Source organism: Acinetobacter sp. UBA3106, from assembly GCA_002365595.1.
Classification (GTDB): domain Bacteria; phylum Pseudomonadota; class Gammaproteobacteria; order Pseudomonadales; family Moraxellaceae; genus Acinetobacter.
Genome location: DFAM01000011.1, coordinates 27,827 through 46,223, shown reverse-complemented (window position 1 = coordinate 46,223; position 18,397 = coordinate 27,827). Strand labels below are relative to the sequence as shown.

Below are 18,397 nucleotides of genomic sequence, written 5' to 3'. Positions count from 1 at the left end.
CCTAAAGATTAAGCAAAGTATGTTGATTTATTATTTCCTGATTTTTTTACTGACTTGCCATGCAGCCATTCATGAATCGTTATGATTTATCTATGGGCTTAATACTTGAACAATCAACCAAAGAGGCGTAAAGTTTAATTAATTTAGTTACCCTAGCTAACCATTATGCCAGATCCACTTAAATTTCGTGCTTCATTATTACGCTGTGCACGTTTAATGAGTGATGAAATCAATACTCTTTTACTGCCACATCAGTTGAATTATTCCTTGTGGCAGGTACTGTATGTCATTCAGCTTAAACAAGGCTGTACCTCTATCGACATTGCTGAATATCTGAATATTTCCAAACCATCAATTGCAAAAAGAATTCATGTACTGATGCAACTGGACGTTTTAGAGCAGGTCGATACTGAGGATAAACGCCAAAAAAAATTGATCCTGAGTTCCAATGGTCAACAGCTTTTTAAAACATGCTCAAAAAAACTGGATGAATTTGAACAACAGCTTTTAGTGCCATTAGAGCTTGCTGCTCAAAAGAGCACGCTCGATACCCTGCATAAACTTATGGAACATCTGCAACAAATGAAAGGTAGCCAGTCATGAGTGAAAATACGCCCTTATGGACCAAAAATTTTATTCTTGTCAGCTCAATTAACTTTCAGCTGGTTCTGACCTTTTATCTTCTAGTAGTGGTTATTGTTGGCTACGCAGTTGCTGAGCTCGGTGCAACTACGGCACAAGCGGGTTTGGTTTCGGGTCTGTTTATTGTCGGTACACTGATTGGTCGTTTATTTGTTGGTAAGTTTCTAGAACGGTTTGGACACAGAACCACCATGATTGTGGGTTTAATTGGATTTTTGATTTTTTCAGGATTCTATTTTATTCCCATGAATGTCGCTGCTTTGCTGGGAGTGCGTTTCATGCATGGTTTTATGATGGGTATGGCATCGACTGTATTGGGAACCATCATCGCCCAGATTTTACCGCCGACCCGTCGTGGTGAAGGTATTGGTTACTATAGTATGAGCAGCACTTTAGGTACCGCGATTGGTCCGTTTCTGGCCATCTGGATGATGCTTCACGTCGGCTATACTGCGATTTTTGCCTTATCTAGCCTGGTCGCTATGAGCTGTTTAATCGTGGCTTTGCTGATTGAAGTGCCTAACTTGCCACAACACCCTAAAACCATTGAAACTCAAGTCAATGTGAAAAAACCAAGTTTTATTTCCCAGTTTATTGAAATGAAAGCCTTGCCGATTTCAATCATCATGTTATTGACATCAATTTGCTATTCAGGGGTTTTATCCTTTATAAATTTCTATGCCAAAGAAATTGATCTGGTAGAAACAGCTTCGTTCTTTTTCCTGATGTATGCGATCGCGATTTTATTTTCACGTCCCTTTACCGGCCCGCTGATGGATCGTAAAGGTGAAAATATCATTATGTATCCGGCATTTATTATTATGGCTTTTGCCCTGTATTTACTCAGCCAGGCACATAGTCCGGCAACACTGTTAATTTGTGCAGGTCTACTGGGTTTGGGGTATGGCAACATTCAATCGGTGTGCCAAACCGTGGCCGTAAAAAGTACCACACTCGACCGTATGGGCTTTGCCACCTCGACTTTTTTCATCTTCCTGGATGCGGGTCTAGGTTTTGGTCCCTATTTCATTGGTATGGCGCTGGATTATATCGATTACGCGCAGTTGTATATGTATAGCGCGATTGCTGCCTTATGCTGTATTGGCTTTTACTATGTGCTACATGGACATAAAGTAAAAAGCAAAACCGTTAAAGCTGCTTAACGATAGCGCCAGAAAAAATTAAAATCATTAGCTAAATACAAGAAATCCCCCTGTCATAAAGGGGGATTTCGTAAGATTATGAATTACTTAAATACTTTAAAACGGACTGCATCATCCATATAAGCTTTTTCTTTGGCTTCGCCTTCTACTGAACCAAAGACCAGTTGGGCACGCAGTTTCCATGAAGCTGGAATATCCCATTCTGCATGCACCTGTTCATCGACAATCGGGTTGTAATGCTGAAGTGAAGCACCCAGGCCTTCTGTATGTAACGCTGTCCAGGTCGCAAACTGGGCAATGGCTGTTGAGTGCTCTGCCCAGACTGGGAAATTTTCTGCATAAGATGGAAACTGCTCTTGCAGACCTTTAATCACATCCATATCTTCAAAAAATAAAACTGTACCCACACCTGCTGCAAAGCTGTCCATTTTGGCACTGGTTTTTGCCGCACTTTCTTCATCTTTGGCATAAGACTTCAGTTTTTCTTTGACAAAATCCCAAAATTTTTCATGCTCGGCATTAAACAGAATCACGGCACGTGAAGATTGTGAGTTAAAAGATGACGGACTTTGCTTAATCGCATGCTTAATCAAATCAGTTAAATATTCTGGGCTTTGCTCTACATTTTTACCCACCGCATAAATGGTACGGCGTTTATTAATTAAATCTAAAAACTGATTCGACATTGAATGAAATCCTATAATATTTCTTCGGGAAGATTTGATACAACACCCTTTGACTGTTAATAAAATGTGAAATATCAACTTTTATAACAATACTGAGGAAAATTTGTTGCTGTCTTACCATATGCAATAATAATTCCAATTTCTAGTACATTTTATTGATAATTAAATCTTTAATTTTTTATATAGAAACGGATAGCTCATTTAAATCCGTCTTTTTATTTATAAAACAGTCATAAAAAATCCCCCAATATATGGAGGATTATGATTGTATTTTAGACTGCTCTAAAATTTAGCATTCAATACATTTTGCGGAACTTTGTGCTTCCATAAATCACGCAGTGTTGGCAAATAGAATTTCTCACCAATTTCAACCAGTTCTGCATCAATCAGTGCATGAATTTCGTGCATAAACAAATAATCTAGTTCAACTGTTTTTAGGGTTTTTTGGGCTTTAGCAAATTCTTTACGCTTTTGCTGTGCAGTTTTCACCAGCTGATCGGCATAGTTTTTATTTTTAAATTGAGAAATCGCATTTAAACGTAATTCAATCACGCCCCAGCCGCTGAGTAATAATTTGAATAATTCAAAATCTTCAGTGGTCGATTCCCAGGTCATTTCATCCAGATTTTCATCGCTCGGCAGAACCGGAAGCAATAATTCCATCACACTCGGAAAAATCTTTTTAAAATTCAAAATAAATTTAACAGGATGCTCACCCGGATAATCCTTAAATTGCACCTTTTTCTGAACATCTGTTAAATAAACATCAAGCATAATCAATCATCAGCAGTTAATTTCTTCGTATATTGTACGCATATATGCCCCAGATAAAAACCACTGATGTTCAATTGATAGCTGTTCCAGCCTTTAGCTGCCTATTTCACGTTAGGTGAAACCATATTTTCAGGAATTACCACCGCATCAAACTGTTCAGCAGTAACCAGATTCAATTCGACTGCGACCTGTTTTAAGGTTTTGCCTTCCTTATAAGCTGTTTTTGCCACTTTGGCAGCGTTTTCATAACCAATCACCGGATTTAAAGCAGTGACTAACATCAGTGAGTTATGCAAGAAATGATCAATTTTTTCCCGGTTTGGCTCAATGCCAACGGCGCAATGATCATTGAAGCTGTTACAGGCATCGCCTAACAGTTGAATCGATTGCAACAGGTTAAATGCAATGACCGGCATGAATACATTCAGCTCAAAGTTTCCTGAAGCTCCGGCAACATTAATGGTTGTATCATTACCTAGCACTTGCGCCACCACCATGGTCATGGCTTCACTTTGGGTCGGATTGACCTTGCCCGGCATAATGCTTGAACCCGGCTCATTTTCAGGAATACGGATTTCCCCAAAACCGCAACGCGGACCACTGGCCAGCCAGCGAATATCATTGGCAATTTTATTCAAACTCGCTGCCAAAGTTTTTAAGGCACCAGAGGCAAATACTGCCGCGTCGCGTGCCGCCAAAGCTTCAAATTTGTTAGGAGCCGTCACAAATGGCAAACCGGTTAATGTAGCCAATTGTGCTGCCGCTTTTACGGCATATTCAGGATGTGCATTTAAGCCTGTTCCGACTGCTGTACCTCCCAAAGGCAATTCATATAAACCCAATAAAGCATAATGCAGACGTTTTAAGGCATGATCCAATTGTGATACATATCCACTAAATTCTTGCCCGAGCGTTAACGGTGTTGCGTCCTGTAAATGGGTACGGCCTATTTTGACAATGTCTGAAAACGCTTGAGATTTATCCGCTAAAGTATCGCGTAAACGTTGTACCGCAGGAATCAGCAATTCATTGATTTGTAAGCTTGCTGCTACATGAATGGTCGTTGGAAAAGAGTCATTGGTCGATTGTGCACGATTAACATGGTCATTAGGATGGACCGGCTTTTGCGAACCCAAAGGATTGCCCAGTTTCTGGTTGGCAATATTGGCAATCACTTCATTACAGTTCATATTGCTTTGCGTACCTGAACCAGTTTGCCACACCACCAGTGGAAATTGACTATCCCACTTCCCGGCAATCACCTCTTCTGCTGCACCCACAATATAATGTGACAGTTCATGCGGAATTTGATCTAATTCGGCATTGGTAATAGCAGCGGATTTTTTGACCAGACCCATCGCCCGAATCATCGCTCGTGGTAAACGTTCCTGACCAATTTTAAAGTTTTGCAAACTACGCTGTGTTTGCGCACCCCACATTGCTTCACTCGGAACTTCTACATCGCCCATAGTGTCATGTTCAATACGTGTTTGCATGCTCTACCTCATATCCATGTAGTTTTGTTACTTAAGCCAATTCATCAGTTTTGACATATTTAATGATCTTAATCAAACATCTTTTAATTGTAAATGATAATTATTTTCATATATTTTTAAATTCATCTTGTCTTAATTTCCCTTAAGCGTTTGCTGATAAAAACGCCACGCATCCTCAATAATTTGGGTAATGCTGCGCTTAGGTTGCCATTTTAAAATTTCATGGGCTTTTCCTGAGGTCGCCCCCACCTGATCAAGTTCAGCATAGGCATAAAACGGCGCATCGACCGTTTTCATTTCTACCTGGGTGACTTTTGCCACTTCACTGAGTAAAGCTCGAATAGATATATTCTGCCCGGCAATATTAAAAGCATCACAGGTATAAGGCTGAGTCCTTAACCATTGTAGAGAAGCAAAAATGGCATCACAGCAATCCAATACATGCAAAAAGCTACGTTCAACGGTACGATCTAGAGTTTGTGCCTGCTGACGCAGCTCAATATATTCACGTTTCCTCGCCGCAACCTGTAAAGCCAGAGGAATAATATTTTTCGGCAATGGCGCAACAAACTCCCCCAGCACACCATGTTCAAATGCACCCGCTATATTGCACAACCTTAAAATGGCAATTTTCCATTCACTGTCGGTCAAAGCGGTATCGCGGATGATTTCTTCCGTCATTTGCTGTGACTTCACGTAGGGATTGGGATAAGAATAGTTAAAAGGAAGATCTTCAGTCAGGATTAAACTTGACTGACCATAGACCGCCAAACTGGATAAGTGAATTAAGGTACGAATGCCGGTACGCTGCATGGCACGCAGCAGACTCATAATACAGCTAACATTGTCGTTATAATATTCCAGCGGTTTAAGTACGGATTCTTCTATCGATTTAAAACCGGCGGTATGAATGACCGCTTCTACAGAATATTGTTCAAAAACTTTGTTTAAAGCTGGGGTATTTCGGATATCAATTTTGACAAAAGGCACATACATGCCGGAAATGTATTCAAGTCGTTCTAAGGTTTGTAAAGTTGCATTGGATAAATTATCGACAATGATGACCTCTTGTCCATGAGCCATCAGGCTTAACGCAATATGTGAGCCTATAAAGCCTAAACCACCAGTCACTAAAATCATTGTATACTACCCTTTTCTTATGAAGTTCGGATGCATCAATATCGATTGGGCATTCCTCAAGTGAAGTTCGATGAGTACCTTATTACTAATTACCTCTGCTCCAACCTCAATCTATGCCTGGCATGCCTTGGGTCTGGCTCAGGCTTTACACGCTAAAAACCAGGCATTTCGCGTGTTCTTCTATCAAGACGGTGTAAATGTTGCGAATGCCTTGCAATGGGTTCCGGATGATCAGCGTAACTTGACTGAAGAATGGCAGAAACTGGCAATTCGTTTACCGGTATGTGTCAGTGCTGCTTTGGCCCGTGGTATTAGCGATGAGGAAAATGCGAAACGACATCAAATTAGCCAACACAATCTTGCACAAGGCTTTGAACTGGTTGGCCTGGGTGAACTCGCCGATGCAGTGCAATCAACACAACGTCTGATTCAATTCTAAGGCGATATTTTTTGGTCATTGTTGCTTTTAAAAGGTAAATTGTGTGAAATCTGTACTCGTTATTTTAACCCAAGCTAATCTGGCCAATCTGCAAGTGCACGAAAGCCTGTCTGCCACGATGGTACTGGCAACTTTTGGCTGTGAAGTGAAAGTCTTACTGCAAGATGCCGCCTTAAGTTTACTCAATGCCGAACTGCAATTTGAGCAACTCAAGCATGCTTTTAAAGTGGCATCCAATATGGTCGATAGCTTTGAATTTTATGATCTTAGTCCAATTTTGGTCGAAAATAGACATCAAAACTCACACTTTGTGACCAATGCTCAACAGGATATTGAATTTGTTGAGTTAAATGCTGATTTTATTCAAAGTTTTGATTTTGTACTGTACTGGTAAAGTTGAAGAGTAAACTGATTATGTCGAATAAAAGCTTATATTTGGTACAAAGTACTTTCTCAGCAACTCCGTCTGTACTGGCAAAATTGCAACAGGTTCATAGCCCTGAAGATACGATTGTGCTGATGGGTGAATCGGTCTTACAACTGTCGCATCCATTCCTGCAACAATTAAACAATATCTATGTACTGGACACCGATGCGGAAATTCTCGCAGGCCAAAAAACCGAAAATTTACAAGTGATTTCTTATGCAGAATTCGCAGATATTTGCCTGAACTATACCCGCTGTATTCGCATGAATTAATGAGATTAATGATGAATCTAGAACTCGATCAAGACGGTCACTTAGTCGATTACACCATCTGGAATGAACAAGTGGCTCAAGAACTGGCAAATTCTCTGGAGCTGCAACTTACAGCGTGGCATTTTGAAGTTTTACATGCCGTACGCCAGTTCTATCAACAGTTCGGGCATTCACCTGCCACTCGTCCACTGATCAAATTTCTGATGAAAACCGTCAGTGCCGATATCAATAATGCCGTCTTGCAAGACCAGTTTAATACCGGTCTGGTGGCACGTCATTTAAGTCGTCTGGCAGGCATTCCTAAACCGCCGAATTGTCTATAAGTTCGGTGGATAAATTCCCAGGATGTTATTTATATCGTTTTAGATAGTTGAAATAATGTTGCCTAAATGAACGGCTGACCTAAAGCTTCATTCATCCACTAATCTTCCCAATGTGCCATAGTCCTTAAAATTGGATAAGCTCTGAACCTTTTTCAGTTAGAGGAACTACTTAACGTTCTTGGCGTTCTACAGGGAGGATTTTTTTAAAAACATCCTCTTTTAAAAATGAATTTTATCCTGATTTTGCTCAATAATTTTCAGCCATGCCCGCGTGGCAGGATTCATTGCAACCGTGGTATTCCACGCCATGCTCAATGTCCAGTTCAGATTTGGGCTTTCTAGCACGCTCACGTTATATTTTGTCTGATCCAGCTGTTCACAATAGATTTTCGGTAATAATGCGATCCCGACATCCGATTCGACCATTTTGGCAATGAAGTCCCACTGGCTGCTTTTACAGATTACCTTGGGTTCAAAACCTGCATGATTAGCTGCCTGAATAATCATGTTATTTAAACTGAAGGAATCGTCATATAATAAAAATGACTCTTCTTTTAATTCAATCAATTGAACGGTTTTTTTAGCTTTCCACTGGGTTTCTTTGCGTGACAGTAAGCACATGGGTGAATCCATAATGGGAATACCGCTGAGTACCGGTTTTAAATGTCCCAGTAAAATGCCGACATCGACTTTTTTCGCCAAAATGGCTTCTTCAATTGCAGAGGCACCCACCTCCAGAAAGCTTAATTCTATATCTGGATATTGCTTGTGAAATTTGGCAATTAAACTACTGAGCAAAACAGAACCTAAGGGTGGTAAGCCTAAAGTTAATTTTCCCTGTTTTAGCTGCTTGATTTTATTCACAGTTGCAAAGATCTGCTGCTGTTGTTCAAGTATGGTCAAGGCATGTTGATACACCTGTTCACCCGTATACGTTAAGCTGACATCCCTTTTACGTCCGGCTTCTCCCTTATGAAATAAAGGCACACCAATTTCCTGTTCCAAGTGATATATGGCTTTACTGATGGTGGGTTGGGTTACACACATTTCCTCAGCTGTTCGGGTAAAACTTTGCAATTGCACAATTTTAACGAACATGCTTAGACTCTTAATATCCAATGATCATTCCATTTCAGCATAATCTTTTTTTTATTATTCATAATATAAACATAGGGTCAAATTTAAAATACCTTCAAGTTTTGATATCTCCTGATTATGTCTACCTCTTCACTTGTTCCAAAATTAATTTATATTGCCAAGATTATTTCACAGCTCAGTCTGCTCATCTTCATCTGGTGGATTTCCTCACTCATACAACGAGCGCTCAATTTACCGGTTTCTGCCGGGGTTATTGGTCTATTACTGGTTTTAATCGCTTTACTGAGTGGCCTATTTAAACTGCAATGGATCAAGACCGGTTCAGATTTTATTCTGAGTGAACTGGTGTTGTTATTTATTCCCTGTGTGGTTGGCATTATTAAATATAAGGACCTGCTTTTGACTCAAGGCTGGCAACTGGTTTTATCGGTCGTGATCGGCACTTTTTTGGTGATGGTAGCTACAGCTTATAGCGTATATTTCGGGTTTAAGCTGGAAGCTCGTTTAAAGCATAAATCACCTGCCCAACACCTATTAGAGCAGGGAAAATAACATGAACCTGACTGCATTTATGTGTTTTATCGGGACCTTCATCTGTTATGTAGGAGCTAAAAAACTGCATAAAAAATATCCCTACATGCTGTTAGCACCGGGTATTTTTGTTCCCTTTATCGTGGTGATATTGATGCTGCTCTTCAATATTTCCTATGACACCTATATGGTAGAAAATCAGTGGCTGATCTGGATGTTAGGACCAGCAACCATTGCCTTTGCCATCCCTATTTATGAATATCGTAAAGTCATTCAGCAACATGCCCTGTCGATTAGTTTAGGAATTGTGGTAGGCATGATTGTCGGTGTGATCAGCGCATTTTATCTGGCAAAATTATTTCATTTTGACCAAGCCACATCTTACAGTTTGATGGCTCGTTCTATTTCCACACCTTTTGCCATGGAACTCACCTCCAACATAGGTGGTTCGGTTGAATTGGTGATTTTATTTACCATGATTACCGGGATTGCCGGTGTAGCGATGGGTGATGTGCTGCTACTTGCCCTGAAGCTGAATTCACGCTTTGCTCAAGGCGCGTCTTTTGGCAATGCAGCCCATGGTTTTGGCACCAGTAAAGCCTTTATGCGTCATCGCGAAGAAGGTGTGGTGGCGTGCTTGACCATGGTGCTTGCAGGAGTATTTATGGTGCTGCTGGGACCGGGTATTATTCATTTCCTGGTTAAATTTCTCTAAAATATTTCAGGATATGAATCATTCCATGTCCTGAAATTATCATTTGATTAATAATCAATCGAAACCGCAATGCGATCTTTATAATCCCCCGCAGCCAAACTGGCCAGATTCACAGTTCCCAAATTGGCAATGATAAGATAGCTATGCTTAGCCTTTTTTTTCTGATTTATTATGAGCCGCCACTGGGAACCGGCATCGCCAGACAAGTCATAGCGGACTGGAATGGAGGTCTTTAACTTTGTAAATGCTGCGGCAGATTCATTTTTTAATGTGCTGTTGCCACTTGCATCCACTAAATTCTGGCTACTAAAACTGATATTAAATTCATCATCACATTTAATATCGAGTTGTATAGTCGATGTACTTCGCGTGGTAGGTTGAAGCCGTATGGTTCCTGAGCCAGTATCGGAAATGGTACATACAGCAAAAGCCTGCGAACACATGAAATAAAAAACGCTACTCGCTAAAATTTTCAAGATTATCGATTTCATGTGCTCACCTATTTACAGACTAAAGTTCGTGACGTATCACTGGATTCATCCGCTGTTAAATCTAAAGTAACTTGGCATGATTCAGTTGCTGAAATTTGAACGTCTAAACGATGTTGCCCATTGGTTAAACCATAAATGGTCACAATGTCATCACTCGTGATGGGATAAATATCTTCCTTATTTCCATCGACTGTCACCTGACTGCCTTGAGCCAAACTTTGCCCCTGTGCATTGACCAGTTTAAAGCTGGCTTCTCGTGTATGCAGCACTGGAAATTCCACAATATAGCCACGTCTGTTCAATGGCATAATGGTTTTACGCGATATGCTTACCTTGTCTTCAATTTGCAGTTGATTTTCATTAAATGAAAGATGTTGATTGGTATATGCAATTAAATCATGCACAAATATTTCGCCGTACTTGTTGGTTTTACCAATCAATAAATCATTACGATATACATCGACTTGTGGACTATCGGTTACTTTGACCAAAGAAAAACCATTATTGACCGATTTGGTTAAATCCACACTTCGCCCCAGCCAGGTCAATGCGCCATGGAAAGTCGCACTATAACTGTTGTTACTTCCAGTCTGTAAATACTGTAAATCTAAATCACCTACTTGCGTTTTAAGACGTGTCGCCACATTTCCAGTGTATTGCTCATTCGCTCGTCCAGCCCCGATCGCATAATCCATGCCAACGGCCTGTGAGGTATTTTTAACAAAAGTCAGATTGCTCGAATCTGAATCGGTCTGATTAAAATATGCAGCATGTTTATCGTCAAAACGATAACTGAGTGATAAATCGACACGATGATCATTTTGATCGCCTGCATCATAACTAAACCCAACAGACATGCTTAAATTGTCAAATAAACTGCGGCTGGAACGCAGGGTAAAAATACGTTGATCATCACGCTCGGTCGCTTTTCTATAATTCTGTTCGACATAACTAAAAGATAAATTCCCTAAAACAGGAATACCCGATTTAGATATATAAATTAAGCTTTCCCGCTCAGGTAGAAATTGATCCTTGATATCTTCCATACCTAACATGAGAAATTTGGGACTGTAATATTGTGTCTTTAAACCCAGACTGTATTTTTCTTTATCTCTTTTAAATTCTGTACTGACCGTATAACCATCACCTTTTTCTGCATGGCTATAAGCAGAGTTCAGTTCAAATAAACCTAATTTATATAAATACTGGCTCCACAATAATCCTGTACTTTTTAAGTCATGGCTATAATCCATGACGGTGCCCAAAGTCGTTTTATCTGTGATGCCACGCCGGTAATAAGCGCTTCCAAACCATTCCCGATAATCATCACTTTGTTCACTATAGTTATAGCGTAACTTGCCACTTGAAAGACTATAATCTGTCAGACCTTGCTTTAATAAGCGTTCACTCACAAAAATGGGAATATTCTGTACCGTCTTATTGCCCATAATATCCTGCACCACCATTTCTGCACTGCCTAAACCGCGAAAGTTAATATTGCTATCAATATTAAATTCACCGGGGTTTATTTTTGAGTTATAGGCTTTATTACCATTAATAATTAAGTCAATAGTAGAAGGAACCAGTGCACTACCCTTGAATGACGGCGTATTCCAATAGACAAAATCTGGCCGTGACGTGAAATTAGTACCCCAACGAAAACCACCAAAATAATATGACTGGGACAATCCGGTATTGGTACTGACATTATCCCCCAATTGCAAAGTGGTTAATTTTTTCGGAAACTCAAAGATTAAAGAGGTATTTAATCGGGTACTGTTCTGAAAGTTTTCATTATCGCCATTTTGATAATTTTTGCGAAAAATATGACTATGATTAAAAAATGTATTTTTCCAAAATAGACCTAAGTCAGCCACTACATTGGCTTGTTTGGAATAGTCACCCTGTTGATAAAAGGCATCGTAATTTAAAAATCCGCCTAAACCTGGTAATTCTGGAAGTTGCATTTCAGCATTCTGGATATGTTGACCTTGCATATAATGGGTCGGAATATTCACTTTAAGCAATTGTGAATCTATATCCTCAACGACGTTAATATCAGCTTCAGAAATAAGACAATATGGGATTCCCATTTGGTTGATTTGCTGAAACTTGGCAATATCCATAAAATTAGCTTGTAAAACACTACATTCAATATATTTTTTTTGCTCTACTACTGTCAGTACAGCATCTTGCTGTTGATCTATGCCATTGATCCATAATCCAAGAATTGCATCTTGCTGTATGTCTTCGTTATGTTCAGCCCCCGGCACTGCATTTGCTGATGCGTGAGCGGGTCGAACCATAAGCAAAAGCGCAAGGAATATCAGATTATATTTGGGTTTACCCATATACGCTATTGCTCCGAAATATCATAAATAACGGATTTTTTTGAGTTAGCAGATGCCATAACAAACTTTAATTGTTTTAAAGAGGCAGGATGAAAACCATCCAAAGGAATAGAAATTTGACGATCTGGCAAAACATATTTCATCATATCTACATCTTTTAATACTTTGCCTGATACATCTTGAAGACTAAATTTAGTCATTTGAAAATGTGCTTTACCATTGTTTTTAGCCACGAGAACAGTATTGTTTTTTGAGTCTTTAACAAAATGAAAAGACATGTCAGGTTGAAAGCCATTACCTACAAATACAGGAACACTAAAGTTCAACGCAATACTCATGCCTGTTTTTTGTAGTGCTGATGGAATTTCGATGAATTTCACCCGCCAAGTGGCTTCTTGTTTTAAATTCATGGCTTCAATAGATTGACGAAATCCGAAACGAATCACTTTATTACTGTCGGGTTTTAAAATAAGAGCCTTGGGATTTACCACTAACTCAGTATCAGGGGTTAAAATATCATTTCCCTGTTCATCCTGAGACCAACGAAATACACTGACTTCATAGGTACGATCTGTTTTTTCACCTTTGGTATTTAAATTTGCAGTAGTACTACGTTGTTGCTGTACACCAGAAATATATAATTGAACGGGTGAAATGGTGAGATCTGCATGTGCTACCGGTGCTATTAACGTTAATAATGCAAATAAAAAACCGTTTTTATTTTTTACAGTTTTCATATTTATTTCACCCCAAGTTTTAAAATTTATTTGTTATTCACAATGAAACAAGCATAAAAGATAAATGAATTACCTTTTATGCATTTTTTATTTTATAAATTAATAATATACACTTACTAAATAAGTATCTGTATATACACCTGCACGCGTGGTTGCCGTGATAGGCGTCGAAACATGAATCCTAACCTCATAGTCATCTACAGAATAACCAGGTCTAGCAAGTGGTGTTCCTGTATGTAAGGTAACTAACGCATTATCGCGAACTGCACGAGTGCCTACACCAGTTTTTAACCACTCATTCTGAGCATTTGAAATATACGAATACCAACCCTGGTACCATTTTGCATTATCAGTAAAAATACTATATGGAGTATTACACGTTACTGTATAACCTGCAGTCGTATCTGAGCCATCTTCCTTAAGAATAATTTCAGACCCAACATTGGAAAAAGTACATTGCTTGGCAATTTCAACACTCATCGGAATAGATGAAGTTGCTGTTGCAGCAAAAACTGGAGCAGCAAGCATTAATGTTGTTAAGGCTAAAAATAGTTTTTTCATGATTTTATTCTCCATGAAAATTTAAATTTAGTAATCCACACTAATATTTAAAGTATCGTTATATGTACCTGCAGGTGTAGTTGCGACCACCGCAGCTACCAGTGCAGCATTTACATTATAGGTATCTACTACTAAACCTGGTTTAGCCAACGGTGTACCTACGTTTACCGGTACAGCCGCACCATTCAAATCAACCGTAATATTGGTATTTAATGTATGGCTTGCATTTGTAGTGGATTTTACAAATGTTGTTGCATTTGTAGTATTTGAAGTACTTGTGCTAATGCTATACGGGGTATTGCAAGTTACTTTAAAACTGCCTGTACCACTTGTTGTATCATTTGGAATGACAATATTGGTAACTACATCACTGATGGTACATTTTTTTGTAATTGTCAGGCTAACAGGAATGCTTGCAGAAGTGGTCGCAGCTTGAGTTAAAGCGCTAGATAAAGCTGCAACTGTTATTAAAGCTATTTTTGTTAATGTTTTCATAATTTTTTCTCGTTTGTTTTTAAGTTGAAGTGAAAACTAATAATTGACATTGACACGGAATGTGTCTGTATACACACCAGCGGGGGTGGTTGCTGTGGTTGGAGTAATTAATTTTGCTGTAACCACTCCCAATACTGGTCGACTCAAAAAGCTGTAGTAAAAATTAATAGTTTGTGAACCATTATCTAAGGACAAATCACAACATTCACTTTTGATACGTGCTGTTATTGGAAGGCTAATACCATCTATATTTTTTACTTTTGGGCTACCAATACTTCTTGAATCGAGGGAATAAGTAACATTAAATCCTCCATCTATATTGCAAGTATGATTGAAAGAACCTTGAGCTTCGCTACCATCTTCTGGAAGTACTATTCCTGCACTGACATTTGAAAATGAACAACTTTTAGGAACTTCTACTCCCATAGGAATGCTGGCTGTATTATTCGCAGCTTGAGTCAAGCCACTCCCCAATAAGACTGTTAAAATTGCAGCAGATTTTATGAATATATTCATAAGATTGTTCTCTTGGCTTTTTTTATTAAAAATTAATACGTCACATTCATATTTAAAGTATCGGTATATACGCCTGCTTCAGTTGTTGCAGTGATTGGGCTTTGCAGACCGACTTCAAAAAAACCATTTACCGGTATTCCATAGAAACCACCGTAACCAACCGAACCTGAACCATTAAATGGAAATCCCGGCTCCCAATCAACACGAGAAATATTCATAAGCGTGTTTAGTTTTTTCCCATTTGTACTTGTTAGACTTGTTGAACCATTTGCATGGGAATTCGCTGCATATTCAACTGAAAAAGAACCTGTATTACACATCAGCGTAAATGAGCCTCTTGCTTTAGTTCCATCTTCAGGAATAATAATTCCTGCACTTACATTGGAAAATGTACAGCTTTTAGGAACGTCCACTCCCATAGGAATACTGGCTGTAGTTGTTGCGGCTTGAGTCAAGCCACTCCCCACTAGCATTGCTGCGAACACAGCAAATTTTGTGAATGTTTTCATTGTTTTTCTCGCTCATAAAATGAGTAATTAAAAAGTTGCTTCTAAATACAAAATGTCGCGATACACTCCAGCAGGTGTAGCTGGAGTAATTGAATTTGCAAGGTTTATACTGATGGTTCCTGTTTCTGAACTAGATGGATCTAATGCACGAATCTGTTTCACCCCATCCAATACATAGTCATTTCCCATAAACTTAAGCTTGATGACAGTATTCAACTTCACTCCATTGTCAGCTTTCACTGAAGTAGATCCCCCACCTTCCTCCAGAGACTTGGCACTGAATTTCAGATCAAATTGCTTATTGCAATTCAAACCAAAACTTCCTGTAGAAACACCACCCTTTTCAGAAACAATGATTTGTGGACTGACATTTGAAAATTGACAACTCACAGGAATAGTTGTGATTACATCAACTGAATAAGTTTGGTTTGCCGCATAAATATTTCCTGAAAAATGCAAGAGAATAGGCATCAATAAAATGTTGGAAAATTTCATACTGCCACTCTTCATCAGCACCACGTATTTAATCAAAATGATTACTCGCGATTAAATGCCAAATAAAAAGAGATTCATATCACTATAAATAGGTATTTTTATAACAAAAAGACAATGTAAAAATACAAATAAAAACCACTGCTTATTAAATTTTTTATTTTATTTCAAATATATACATAAAAATAAATTACATAAAAAAAACAATAAATCTTATTTTTTATTTTTTGATTAAGTTTTTTAAATTAGTATTATTTTCGCGGCATTATTAATACTTAACTCATGAATAAAATACTTTTCACTTAATTTATTATCTAATTATTTTATGTATTTTTATATTATATTTATCGTTTAGAAAGTATTTAATTATACGTGAGAAATTTTATGAAAATTTTTCATCAAATATAAGAACGTTATCATTGAACAGAATAAAATAGACTGATCACAAAAATGAGTAGACCCACCGTCTCGCAAATTTCAATACTCGCCCCTACCGTATCACCGGTAATTCCTCCAATACGCTTGATAAATTTATGTCTTAAATAAAGCAAGGTACCTGTCATCAATATGGCACAAATGATTCCCGCCCATCCCCAATAGACCGATGCAAGCAAACATAATGCACATACCATAACGGCAGCAGTTTTCGGAATAAATTCTGCAATTGAAGAGCCTAAACCTTTTTCACGCACATAATTAGTCGTTAAAAATAAAAATAACGGCGCTAAACGGGCCAATAACGGAAATAAAATCAGGGCTGAATAGAATTGCTGTTGCAATAAAACATAAAGGGCTGACCATTTCAGCAGGCACAGAATAATCAGGCTGAGCACGCCAATTGGCCCGCAGCTGGGGTCTTTCATAATTTTTAAGGTGCGTTCTTGGTCGCCAAAACCGCCTACCCAGGCATCTGCTGTATCCGCCAAGCCATCCAGATGCAAACCGCCAGTTAGCCAGATCCACACCACTAAAATTAAGCTGCTCAATAAAATGATTGGAATGGCTTTTAGGCTGATGGCAATAGCAAACAGCGTCAATCCAATCATCAATCCAACCACAGGATAAAACAGCAACGATTGAGCATTTTGCTGTTTGCTTGGCATCTGTTTTAAATGAACCGGAAAGGTTGTTAAAAACTGCAGTGCAATAAGAAAAGGCATCATGCTGATTGCTCCACATATTCAATGCTTAAATCCTCATGCAGAATAAAATGATTGAATTGTCCCAATTCGGCTGACATTTTTAAAATATCATCAAGAGGCTGTTGCATAGCCAGACATTTTAAAAGCTTAATCACCCCGCCATGCGTGATCACCATTGTATGTGCATAGTTATTTTGCTGCATGAAACCCTGAATCTGTTGCAACGCATTTAAAATACGTTGCTGAAACTGCTGTACGCTTTCTGCATTTGGTGGACTAAATTGAGTCGGCTTTTCCCAGAACTGTGCCAACAATGCAGGCTGCTTCTCATAGATCTCTTGAGTCGAAACAGCCTCCCAATCGCCAAAATGCATTTCCTGCAAATTATGATTTAAAATGAGCTCAAGGTTTAAACTGGTAGCAATCTCATCAGCAAATAAAGCACAGCGCTGCAAAGGTGAACTAAACACCACATCCCAAGGTTGAATAGGTGCATGATTTTTCAAGGATTGATCTACCGTGTGACGCATTTGCTGCCAGCCTGAATTCGTCAGGGTATCATCGGTCGAGCCACGCAAAGTATGGCTCAGCTCCGTTTCCCCATGGCGCAGTAAATCAATCCTGTACATGTTCAATCATTCCTCAAACTAAACGGATTAAACTTTTTCACCCGTCACGGCGGCTTCAGCAAAAGTCGCCATATTGTTATGCAGACTACAAGCCAGTTTAATCACCCCTAATGCAGCGCCTGCACCGCTACCTTCTCCTAGACGCAAATTAAGTTGCAGCAAAGGATTGGCATCCATTTCTTGCAATAAACGCTGATGGCCATATTCTGCCGACTGATGTCCAAATAGCATCCAGTCACGTACAGCCGGATTTAATCGTACTGCTACCAATGCAGAGGCTGTAGTAATAAAACCATCTACCACCATAGGCAAACCCAGTTGCGCACAGCGGATATAAGCACCGACCATTGCCGCCACTTCCAGTCCACCCACAGCGCACAGAGCTTTAAATGCATCATTGCATACATACTCCTGGTGTAATGCAATCGCCTGGTTAATGACATTTTTCTTATGGTTAAGCTGTTCTTCACGAATCCCTGTACCTACACCAGTCAGTTGCTCGGCAGGCTCATTCAGTAAAAAACAGGCGATTGCAGAAGCAGAACAGGTATTACCAATGCCCATTTCTCCAGCGACATAGATTGAAGCACTATAAGCAACAGCATCTTCTACGCTTTTACGTCCCAGGTTCATTGCTTCTATACATTGCGCTTCAGTCATGGCTGGCTGTTTGGCAAAGTTGGCTGTACCCGGAATAATGCAATGACGTTCAACGCCTGCATATTCATAAGCCTCACCGACTGAACCGCAGTCAATCACTTGCAGTCT

The 18,397-nt window shown here is 39.2% G+C and carries 24 protein-coding genes; 8 read left to right on the top strand and 16 right to left on the bottom strand.

What is annotated here, in order from left to right:
* Window positions 1-165: 165 nt before the first annotated feature.
* Both B4C48_RS04860 and B4C48_RS04855 read left to right on the top strand, forming a co-directional pair.
* Window positions 166-603 (top strand): MarR family winged helix-turn-helix transcriptional regulator, encoded by a 438-nt coding sequence (locus B4C48_RS04860; protein ID WP_291354482.1) that lies wholly within the window; start codon window positions 166-168, stop codon window positions 601-603.
* Window positions 600-1,805: an MFS transporter gene (locus B4C48_RS04855; protein ID WP_291354481.1), complete on the top strand. Its 1,206-nt coding sequence runs from the start codon at window positions 600-602 to the stop codon at window positions 1,803-1,805. Before B4C48_RS04860 ends, B4C48_RS04855 begins: the two co-directional genes overlap by 4 nt.
* Window positions 1,806-1,888: 83 nt before the next feature.
* On the opposite strand, the gene B4C48_RS04850 is transcribed toward B4C48_RS04855, so the two are convergent.
* The 4 genes from B4C48_RS04850 to B4C48_RS04835 form a co-directional block, all read right to left on the bottom strand.
* A complete protein-coding gene (locus tag B4C48_RS04850) occupies window positions 1,889-2,491 on the bottom strand; it encodes a nitroreductase family protein (RefSeq protein ID WP_291354480.1) in 603 nt (200 codons plus the stop codon).
* Between the two features lie 282 nt (window positions 2,492-2,773).
* Window positions 2,774-3,265 carry a hypothetical protein gene (locus B4C48_RS04845; protein WP_291354479.1) on the bottom strand — a complete coding sequence of 164 codons (492 nt, stop codon included), beginning with the start codon at window positions 3,263-3,265 and terminating at the stop codon, window positions 2,774-2,776.
* Between the two features lie 101 nt (window positions 3,266-3,366).
* Window positions 3,367-4,761 (bottom strand): class II fumarate hydratase, encoded by a 1,395-nt coding sequence (gene fumC / locus B4C48_RS04840; RefSeq protein WP_291354478.1) that lies wholly within the window; start codon window positions 4,759-4,761, stop codon window positions 3,367-3,369.
* 132 nt (window positions 4,762-4,893) lie between these two features.
* Window positions 4,894-5,901 carry an SDR family NAD(P)-dependent oxidoreductase gene (locus tag B4C48_RS04835; protein WP_291354477.1) on the bottom strand — a complete coding sequence of 336 codons (1,008 nt, stop codon included), beginning with the start codon at window positions 5,899-5,901 and terminating at the stop codon, window positions 4,894-4,896.
* A 70-nt stretch (window positions 5,902-5,971) separates the two neighbouring features.
* Between B4C48_RS04835 and tusD the strand changes: the two genes are divergently transcribed.
* Genes tusD through B4C48_RS04815 form a run of 4 tightly spaced genes read left to right on the top strand, consistent with a single transcriptional unit; the run spans window position 5,972 to window position 7,362 of the window.
* Window positions 5,972-6,340 carry a sulfurtransferase complex subunit TusD gene (gene tusD, locus B4C48_RS04830; RefSeq protein ID WP_291354476.1) on the top strand — a complete coding sequence of 123 codons (369 nt, stop codon included), beginning with the start codon at window positions 5,972-5,974 and terminating at the stop codon, window positions 6,338-6,340.
* 43 nt (window positions 6,341-6,383) lie between these two features.
* Window positions 6,384-6,734: a hypothetical protein gene (locus B4C48_RS04825; RefSeq protein ID WP_291354475.1), complete on the top strand. Its 351-nt coding sequence runs from the start codon at window positions 6,384-6,386 to the stop codon at window positions 6,732-6,734.
* A 20-nt stretch (window positions 6,735-6,754) separates the two neighbouring features.
* Complete coding sequence (locus tag B4C48_RS04820) at window positions 6,755-7,039, top strand: DsrH/TusB family sulfur metabolism protein (protein ID WP_291354474.1); 285 nt, start codon at window positions 6,755-6,757, stop codon at window positions 7,037-7,039.
* Window positions 7,040-7,050: 11 nt separating this feature from the next.
* On the top strand, window positions 7,051-7,362 hold the full coding sequence (locus B4C48_RS04815) for a TusE/DsrC/DsvC family sulfur relay protein (protein WP_291354545.1): 312 nt from the start codon (window positions 7,051-7,053) through the stop codon (window positions 7,360-7,362).
* Between the two features lie 219 nt (window positions 7,363-7,581).
* Here the strand turns inward: B4C48_RS04815 and B4C48_RS04810 are convergent, their stop codons facing one another.
* A complete protein-coding gene (locus B4C48_RS04810; protein WP_291354473.1) occupies window positions 7,582-8,481 on the bottom strand; it encodes a LysR family transcriptional regulator in 900 nt (299 codons plus the stop codon).
* Window positions 8,482-8,577: 96 nt separating this feature from the next.
* On the opposite strand from B4C48_RS04810, the gene B4C48_RS04805 reads away from it, so the two are divergent.
* Together B4C48_RS04805 and B4C48_RS04800 are read left to right on the top strand one after the other, a co-directional pair.
* Window positions 8,578-9,012, top strand: a complete 435-nt coding sequence (locus B4C48_RS04805; RefSeq protein WP_291354472.1) for a CidA/LrgA family protein — start codon at window positions 8,578-8,580, stop codon at window positions 9,010-9,012.
* A 1-nt stretch (window position 9,013) separates the two neighbouring features.
* Window positions 9,014-9,706, top strand: a complete 693-nt coding sequence (locus B4C48_RS04800; RefSeq protein ID WP_291354471.1) for an LrgB family protein — start codon at window positions 9,014-9,016, stop codon at window positions 9,704-9,706.
* Between the two features lie 47 nt (window positions 9,707-9,753).
* Here the strand turns inward: B4C48_RS04800 and B4C48_RS04795 are convergent, their stop codons facing one another.
* The 11 genes from B4C48_RS04795 to B4C48_RS04745 form a co-directional block, all read right to left on the bottom strand.
* Entirely contained in the window at window positions 9,754-10,197 is a 444-nt protein-coding gene (locus tag B4C48_RS04795; protein WP_291354470.1) for a hypothetical protein, read from the bottom strand.
* An 8-nt stretch (window positions 10,198-10,205) separates the two neighbouring features.
* Window positions 10,206-12,548, bottom strand: coding sequence for a fimbria/pilus outer membrane usher protein (locus tag B4C48_RS04790; RefSeq protein WP_291354469.1), 2,343 nt, complete (start codon window positions 12,546-12,548; stop codon window positions 10,206-10,208).
* A gap of 5 nt (window positions 12,549-12,553) precedes the next feature.
* Entirely contained in the window at window positions 12,554-13,285 is a 732-nt protein-coding gene (locus B4C48_RS04785) for a fimbrial biogenesis chaperone (RefSeq protein ID WP_291354468.1), read from the bottom strand.
* Between the two features lie 99 nt (window positions 13,286-13,384).
* Window positions 13,385-13,846: a hypothetical protein gene (locus B4C48_RS04780; RefSeq protein WP_291354467.1), complete on the bottom strand. Its 462-nt coding sequence runs from the start codon at window positions 13,844-13,846 to the stop codon at window positions 13,385-13,387.
* A gap of 27 nt (window positions 13,847-13,873) precedes the next feature.
* Window positions 13,874-14,341, bottom strand: a complete 468-nt coding sequence (locus B4C48_RS04775; RefSeq protein ID WP_291354466.1) for a hypothetical protein — start codon at window positions 14,339-14,341, stop codon at window positions 13,874-13,876.
* A 36-nt stretch (window positions 14,342-14,377) separates the two neighbouring features.
* Window positions 14,378-14,857, bottom strand: a complete 480-nt coding sequence (locus tag B4C48_RS04770) for a hypothetical protein (RefSeq protein WP_291354465.1) — start codon at window positions 14,855-14,857, stop codon at window positions 14,378-14,380.
* 32 nt (window positions 14,858-14,889) lie between these two features.
* A complete protein-coding gene (locus B4C48_RS04765) occupies window positions 14,890-15,366 on the bottom strand; it encodes a hypothetical protein (RefSeq protein ID WP_291354464.1) in 477 nt (158 codons plus the stop codon).
* Window positions 15,367-15,393: 27 nt separating this feature from the next.
* On the bottom strand, window positions 15,394-15,861 hold the full coding sequence (locus B4C48_RS04760) for a hypothetical protein (protein ID WP_291354463.1): 468 nt from the start codon (window positions 15,859-15,861) through the stop codon (window positions 15,394-15,396).
* Between the two features lie 413 nt (window positions 15,862-16,274).
* Entirely contained in the window at window positions 16,275-17,021 is a 747-nt protein-coding gene (locus tag B4C48_RS04755) for an adenosylcobinamide-GDP ribazoletransferase (protein ID WP_291354462.1), read from the bottom strand.
* A complete protein-coding gene (locus B4C48_RS04750) occupies window positions 17,018-17,635 on the bottom strand; it encodes a histidine phosphatase family protein (protein WP_291354461.1) in 618 nt (205 codons plus the stop codon). Before B4C48_RS04750 ends, B4C48_RS04755 begins: the two co-directional genes overlap by 4 nt.
* A gap of 21 nt (window positions 17,636-17,656) precedes the next feature.
* On the bottom strand, window positions 17,657-18,397 hold a 741-nt coding region (locus B4C48_RS04745; RefSeq protein ID WP_291354460.1), incomplete at its 5' end, for a nicotinate-nucleotide--dimethylbenzimidazole phosphoribosyltransferase.